Origin of the sequence: Meiothermus hypogaeus, assembly GCF_003574035.1 — a bacterium.
Taxonomy (GTDB): domain Bacteria; phylum Deinococcota; class Deinococci; order Deinococcales; family Thermaceae; genus Meiothermus; species Meiothermus hypogaeus.
In genome coordinates this window covers 1-6,774 of record NZ_QWKY01000123.1, presented here as the reverse complement: position 1 = coordinate 6,774, position 6,774 = coordinate 1, and the positions used below count along the sequence as shown (strand labels likewise).

Sequence of the window (6,774 nt, the reverse complement as noted above, 5' to 3'; positions counted from 1 at the left end):
CCAAGGGGCGGTATCGCCCTCCGCTACGCGGATAACTTCCAAGGGGCGGTATCGCCCTCCGCTACGCGGATAACTTCGGTCGGGTTAGTTCGTCACCAAAGGGTGACGAACTAACCGAATCTGGTATTATTTCAGGTTGCCCCGATGTGTTTTCCAGGCCTCCCGAGCTGCCTCGAGGGCCGCGGCCAGATCGGCTTCGAGTTGCTTCTTGAAGGTTAGGGGTACCCGGCCCCCATCGGCCTCAAAGGCGGCCAGATACCGCCTGGTAAAGCTCAGGTCGCCTGCCTGTCCAAAAACCTCCTGGAGGGTTTTTATGGCCTGGCTGTTTAGCTCCAGCCATTCCCTGGCATAGCGCAGACGACGAAGGGCCCGTCGCAAAGCATGGAGATGCTCGAGGTCTCCTTCCCGCTGCCATTCCTCTTCCCGACGCCGTACCTGCAACAAAAAGCGCTCAAGGCGTGGCAGGGCCGTCTGTGCATCCAGAGGCGGTAGATTGGATAGAGCCTGGATCAGCCCGGACAGTCGGGGGGCTTCCAGCAGGGGCACGAAGGCCGCTCGAGCCTGTGCGAGCCGGGTCTCGGCCCAGCGTCGGAAGGCTTTGGGAAGGGTGGGGTGCTGTAGCAACACTTCCAGGTCGCGCACCTCACCGGCCGCCCGCACCAGCCAGGCTAGGTCGTCCTCGAGCACGCGCATACCGGCCAGGCGCAGCCATACCCGCAGGCGGCGCACGGCCACCCGCACCTGGTGCACACCCTCGGGGTTCTGGCCCTCGCGGGCGATGGGTAGGTGCTCAAGCAGGTGTTGGAGCCAGCGCTCCAGCCCAATGGTCGCCATAAAACCAGCCTAGCATTGACTTCGGTGGAAAACATGTCGCCTCGGCATCGTGCCTGGCTGGACTGCTCGTACAAAACCCCTCACCCGGCAACATCGGATGGCTGCTGATGAAACCTATCTTCCACTACGGGATAAGGCCGGTAGCAAAACCATTAAGGCCCGACATGAGACGAGCGTAGCTGCGCTTAGTCCAAATCGCCCAGCAAACGGGAGAGTTCAGCGCCCAGTTTGGTCTGGGGTTTGGGGTGGTGGCCGCAGTCTACTTCGTTCAGATTGGCCCCGCAGACCGGGCAGAGGCCCTTGCAGTCTTCTTTGCAGAGGGTGGTGTAGGGCAGCTCGAGGGCAAAAGCCTCGCTGAGCAGAGGCACCAGGTCGAGGTCGGGATGGCCAAAGAGCAGGATTTCCTCTTCACCTTCCTCGATGACCTCGAGCTGCTGCAAACCGGCCTCATAGCGCAATAGGTACTGGAAGTGGGCGCGCACCGGGGTGGGCGTGGGGGTCAGGCAGCGGCGGCACTCCAGCATAGCGTTGCCGGCGATCTCGCCCGACAACCAGAACTCCTGCCCGCCTTCACCCTCCAGGCGGGTCACGCTCACCTTCCATTTGGCCGGGCCCTCGAGGGGAATGCGCTCTTCTTGCAGGGCGATGTACTCGAGAATTTCGTCTCTGGCATCAGTGCTGCCGCCTTCCCGCAGCAGACGCGAGAGGTTGATACTTGGGATATGCGGTTCTTTCATTGCGATATAACCTACGCCCCAGCGCGTAGCTCTTTATGTTAGCGCCGAAACGGCCTTGGGTCAATGGCCAGGGCATGGACCGGATTCAATGATTCCTACCCCACCGACCTTATCGAGCACGAGGTGCGGGTGCTTGAACCCGGCGGTAGACTAGTTCGCATGAAGCAGATTGGCGTTCTAGGGGTTCCGATGGATTTGGGCCAGGGGCGGCGTGGGGTGGATATGGGACCCAGCGCCATGCGCTATGGGCGTTTACAGGAGGTGCTCGAGGGCCTCGGTCACCACGTGCACGACTACGGCGACATCAAGGTGCCGGTGGTCGAGAGTCTGCACCGTCAGCCAAAGGAACAGGGGGGGATGGGCTACCTCGAGGCCATCCGCACGGTCTGCCTGGACACCATCGAAGCCCTGCACCAGATGCCCGCCGGGGTGTTTCCCATTGTGCTCGGGGGCGACCACTCCATTGCCATGGGGTCGGTCACCGGGGCCAGCCGCGGTGAGCGCATTGGGGTGATCTGGGTAGATGCCCACGCCGACTTCAACACCCCCCAGACCAGCCCCAGCGGCAACATTCACGGGATGCCCCTGGCGCACCTGTGCGGCCTGGGTGACCCCCGCCTGGTAGACCTGAGCCGCCCGGGGGCCAAGGTGCGACCCGAGGATGTGGTGCTGGTTGGAATTCGCAGCCTGGACACAGGGGAGGTCAAACTGTTGCGGGAGCGCGGGGTCACGGTTTTCACCATGAAAGAAATTGACGTGCAGGGCATCCCGGCCATCGCTGAACAGGTCGCGGCGCAGTTCGATGGTTTTGCCCGGGTACACGTTTCGCTGGATGCCGACGTGCTCGACCCCGAAATTGCCCCGGGGGTGGGCACCCCGGTGGCCGGCGGCCTGACCTACCGTGAGGCCCACCTCCTGATGGAGCTACTGGCCGACGCCCAAATCGTCACCAGCCTGGATCTGGTCGAGGTGAACCCCATCCTGGACATCGCCAACCGTACCGCCCGGATGATGGTTGAGCTCGCCAGCAGCCTTTTGGGGAAGAAAATCTACTGATGGCCTGGCCAAACTGATACAATCCCCCCGTGCTGGTTATTCCTGCAGTAGATATCCAGGCGGGGCGCGCCGTGCGCTTATTTGAGGGCGACCCCCGCCAGGAGACCGTTTACTACGAAAACCCCGTGGAGGCTGCCCTGTACTGGCAAAGGCAGGGGGCGCGGATGCTCCACCTGGTCGACCTGGATGCCGCTACGGGCCGGGGGGAAAACCGGGCGGCGCTGCGTGAGATTGCGCAGTCTATCGCCATCCCGTTTGAGGTGGGGGGTGGGGTGCGCAGCGTGGAGGCGGCCCAGGAGATACTTGCTCTGGGAGCGGCGCGGGTGGTGGTGGGCACCGTGGCTGTGAAAGCGCCGGAGGTGCTGAGCCGGATGCTGCAAGCGTTTGGAGCCGAGCGGGTGGTGGTAAGCCTGGACGCACGGGGCCTGGAAGTGGTGGTCTCGGGCTGGGTGGAAGGAACGGCCCTCGAGGTGCCGGGCTTGAGCCTGCGCATGTGGGAGATGGGCGTGCGCACCCTGATTTATACCGATGTGCGGCGGGATGGCACCCTGGCCGGGTTGGACCTCGAGGTCGTACGCCAGGTGCGGGCCGCCTGGCCGGGCTTTTTGATTGCCGGTGGGGGTATTGCCTCCGATGCCGACCTGAGGGGCTTGCAGAACCTGGGGGTGGAGGGGGCCATCACCGGCAAAGCCCTCTACGAGGGCCGCATCGACCTGAAGAAGTGGGTTTGACCTGCGTTCTGCCTACCTGGGGGCCTGGAGTAAACTTCTGGTATGAAAGTCCTGAACGGGCTGGCTTTCCTGATGGTGCTGCTGGTCGCCGCAGTGACCTGGGCTTTATATGCGCTGGAGCCGGGGCTGTTGCTGGGGACACCCTGGGGCCAGGTGCACCTGAGCTTTTTGCTGGTGGGGGCTTTTGGGCTGGGTCTGGCCGTCATGGGGCTGTATGTGCTGACCGGCTGGGTAAATGCCCAGGCCACCCTGAGCAAGCGCAACCGCGAACTGCGCCAGGTCAGAAGCGAGCTCGAGGCCCTCAAGAAACAACACCCCGAGGAAACCCCGGTCATCCCTGACCGGCTGCCCTGAGGGCTTTGGCCCGGCAGGTGTGTTTTGCACCCTGTGTTGTTTTGCTTTTCGGCCTTCGGCCCCGGGCTTTCGGCTCAAGGCACCGTTTTGAAGGAGACCCTGGATGATCTGGAAATTCCGTGAATGGCCCCCTGTTTCCGAGCTTCGCCCCCTGGTGGAGCAACTAGGCGTCTCGCCCCTGGCCGCGGCGGTGCTCTGGAATCGGGGGTTCAGGCGTAAGGAAGACCTCGAGCCCCCGCTGGAACTCTTGCCCATCGAGGGGCTAGAGCCTGCGGCCCGGCGGATTATCGAGGCCCTGGAAAAAAACGAGCGCATTCGGGTACATGGCGACTACGACGCCGACGGTCTCACCGGTACGGCGGTTTTGCTGAACGGCTTGGGCCGGCTGGGGGCCGACATCCATGCTTTCATTCCCCACCGCCTGGGCGAGGGCTATGGGGTCTTGATGGACCGGGTGCCGGAGCACCTGGAAGCCTGCGACCTCTTCATCACTGTGGACTGCGGCATTACCAACCACGCCGAGCTACGTGAGCTGGTCGAGAACGGGGTCTCGGTACTGGTGACCGACCACCACTCGCCTGGCGCTGCGCCACCACCGGGCCTGATTGTGCACCCCGCGCTTTCGCCAGGGCTTCGGGGCCAGGCCCATCCTACCGGTTCGGGGGTGGCTTTTTTGCTCTTGTGGCAGGTCTACAAGCTGTTGGGAAAAGACCCACCCCTGGAATATGCCGACCTGGCCGCCATTGGTACGGTGGCCGATGTGGCCCCCTTGCAGGGCTTCAACCGGGCCCTGGTCAAGGAAGGGCTTCACCGCCTGCGTGCTTCGGCCAACCTGGGTCTGAGCGTACTGGCCGCCGAGCAATGCCGCGAGTTTAGTGCCAGCGAGATTGCCTTTCGCATCGCACCCCGCATCAATGCGGCCTCGAGGCTGGGCCAGGCCGAGGTGGCCTTGCAGCTCCTTACCACCCAGGACATGCTCCAGGCGCGCCCACTGGCCGAGCACCTGACGCGGCTCAACGTGCAGCGACAGCGTATCGAAGAGGAGATGCTACAGCGCATCTGGCCCACCATTGACGCCACCCGTCCGGCGCTGGTCATCCACGATGCAGAGGGGCATCCGGGTGTGATGGGCATTGTGGCCAGCCGGGTGCTCGAGCGCTACTACAAACCGGTTTTTATCATTGCCGACGGCAAGGGCTCGGTACGCTCCACACCGGGCATCAGTGCGGTGGGGGCTTTGCGGCACGCCGCGTCCCACCTTAAGCGCTTTGGGGGCCATGCGCAGGCGGCGGGTTTCGCTATCCTGGAAGAGGAAATTCCAGCCTTTAAGGCGGCTATTGAGGAATATACCGCGCAATTTCCAGCACCGGTACCGGAAATTGTGCTGGATGGCTGGTTGAATGGGGAAGACCTGACCGAGCTGCACCAGGCCCTGCAACTGCTGGAGCCGCTGGGCGAGGGCAACCCCGAGCCGCTGTTTTTCTTGCAGGGCAGGCCGGAGCAGGTACGGATGCTGAGCGAGGGCAAGCACCTGTCGTTCAGGCTCCAGGGGGTCAGGGTCATCAAGTGGCGTGATAACGGCGAAAAATTACCGGATGAACTCGATCTGGCAGCCAGTCTAACGCTCAACGAGTGGAACGGTGAACGTAACGTCGAGTTGCGTGCGGCGGCCTATCGCCCAACGCCCCGGCCAGAGGAGGCTCGAGGGGCCGAGTGGGCCATACCGGTGCCGTTCCGCGAAGCGGTTGGTCGGGCGGTCGCGCAAGGAGCCCGGGTATATGTGCATTCCGAGGGCGCCGACTGGTTTATCAGCCGCGGGGCTTCGGTGGTGAACCCTGGGGAAGCCGCCTACTGGTTCAGCTTGCCGAGTGTACCCATGTACCCTGAAAAGGTGCAGATTGCCCTCTCGGATAAAGCCCTGGGCAACCTGGAAAAGAATCCCGATCCCCTGGTTCGGGCGCTGGGTAAACGGGTCGCAACGGCTTACCGGTTGGGCCAGTCTGCCCGGCTGGGAGAAAACCTGAGACTCTACTGGGAAGCGCTGGCTTGCTCTGTCCCCGAGGTGTGTTGAGCAAGGGTTTCTAGCTCTTTTGCCAGGTTTTCGCGGGCGGGTTGCTCGAGGTGCGCGAAGGCTTCGGTTTGATAGATACGCTCGCGGGACAAGAACTTTTGCAACAGCCGTGCACGGCGCTCCAGGAACAGCGCCTCGGGAACCCAGGCGTACTCCTGCCGGATGGCCCGGGCATACGCCCGGTAGATTTTGGGTTCGGCCCCCAGGATGGAAAGGTCGGCATCCAGAAACAAAGCGGTATCGGGGTCGTCTGACTGATGGTCTTGCGTGGCCCGGATGATGTGGGTAACTTTCTGGATGAGCGAAGGCTCCACACCCAGGCGTAGCAGGCTCTCCTGAGCCAGCCCTGCACTCTGGGCCTCGTTGTCGGTGCGGGTGGGGTCGTAGACGGCATCGTGGAACCAGACCGCAAACTCCAGGTGGGGTTTTGCGGGCAATAGTTCTAGCAGCGTGTTCAGGTGGGCCAGATTGTGATAGAAGCGCTGCGGTTCGGTATGGCGGACGAGCAGATCGTCGAGCATGGAGAAATGTGCTCCGGGATCTATCTTTAGCGAAGCGAGTAGTGCATTCCAGCGGCCAATCAGCCGCTTGCGGCCTCCGTGAGCTAGACTGAACCCTCGCACATCGGGTATCTTATACCGGATTCAAAAAGACAGTTCAGAAAACAAAAAAACCATAGGTTGTCTTTTTGAATCCTAGAGCACACCCCTCCCTTGAGTACCGGCGCTAGCCGGGGGCCGATGGCCCTTCACTGTCGGTCGGCGAAAAAAGCGTCTCCCTTCCAAGGGGCGGTATCGCCCTCCGCTACGCGGATAACTTCGGCCCTGTTGATTCGTTACCGTTCGGTAACGAATCAACCGAGTGTAAGTACACTCACGATAGACTTTTACTATGGGAAACTTTCGGTACATTGAGTTGAGCAGCGAAGAGGATGAGCGGCTGAGGGCCATCGAGCAGAGCCCGCACATGAACAAGAAGGTCAGGCTGCGCA

General features: G+C 62.4%; 7 protein-coding genes. 4 read left to right on the top strand and 3 right to left on the bottom strand.

Annotated features, from left to right (window positions below; all coding sequences use genetic code 11):
- Window positions 1-126: 126 nt before the first annotated feature.
- Entirely contained in the window at window positions 127-834 is a 708-nt protein-coding gene (locus Mhypo_RS16890) for a CHAD domain-containing protein (protein ID WP_119342410.1), read from the bottom strand.
- 185 nt (window positions 835-1,019) lie between these two features.
- Window positions 1,020-1,571: a YceD family protein gene (locus Mhypo_RS16885; protein ID WP_119342409.1), complete on the bottom strand. Its 552-nt coding sequence runs from the start codon at window positions 1,569-1,571 to the stop codon at window positions 1,020-1,022.
- A gap of 159 nt (window positions 1,572-1,730) precedes the next feature.
- Between Mhypo_RS16885 and rocF the strand changes: the two genes are divergently transcribed.
- The 4 genes from rocF (at window position 1,731) to recJ (ending at window position 5,783) form a co-directional block, all read left to right on the top strand.
- On the top strand, window positions 1,731-2,627 hold the full coding sequence (gene rocF / locus Mhypo_RS16880) for an arginase (RefSeq protein WP_119342408.1): 897 nt from the start codon (window positions 1,731-1,733) through the stop codon (window positions 2,625-2,627).
- Between the two features lie 29 nt (window positions 2,628-2,656).
- The gene (gene hisA / locus Mhypo_RS16875; protein WP_119342407.1) at window positions 2,657-3,358 is read left to right on the top strand and encodes a 1-(5-phosphoribosyl)-5-[(5-phosphoribosylamino)methylideneamino]imidazole-4-carboxamide isomerase; all 702 of its coding nucleotides are present in this window, start codon (window positions 2,657-2,659) and stop codon (window positions 3,356-3,358) included.
- A gap of 42 nt (window positions 3,359-3,400) precedes the next feature.
- Window positions 3,401-3,712 (top strand): LapA family protein, encoded by a 312-nt coding sequence (locus Mhypo_RS16870; RefSeq protein ID WP_119342406.1) that lies wholly within the window; start codon window positions 3,401-3,403, stop codon window positions 3,710-3,712.
- A gap of 103 nt (window positions 3,713-3,815) precedes the next feature.
- The gene (gene recJ / locus Mhypo_RS16865; RefSeq protein WP_119342405.1) at window positions 3,816-5,783 is read left to right on the top strand and encodes a single-stranded-DNA-specific exonuclease RecJ; all 1,968 of its coding nucleotides are present in this window, start codon (window positions 3,816-3,818) and stop codon (window positions 5,781-5,783) included.
- On the opposite strand, the gene Mhypo_RS16860 is transcribed toward recJ, so the two are convergent.
- Window positions 5,741-6,304: an HD domain-containing protein gene (locus Mhypo_RS16860; protein ID WP_240637339.1), complete on the bottom strand. Its 564-nt coding sequence runs from the start codon at window positions 6,302-6,304 to the stop codon at window positions 5,741-5,743. The genes recJ and Mhypo_RS16860 overlap by 43 nt on opposite strands.
- Window positions 6,305-6,774 lie beyond the last annotated feature (470 nt).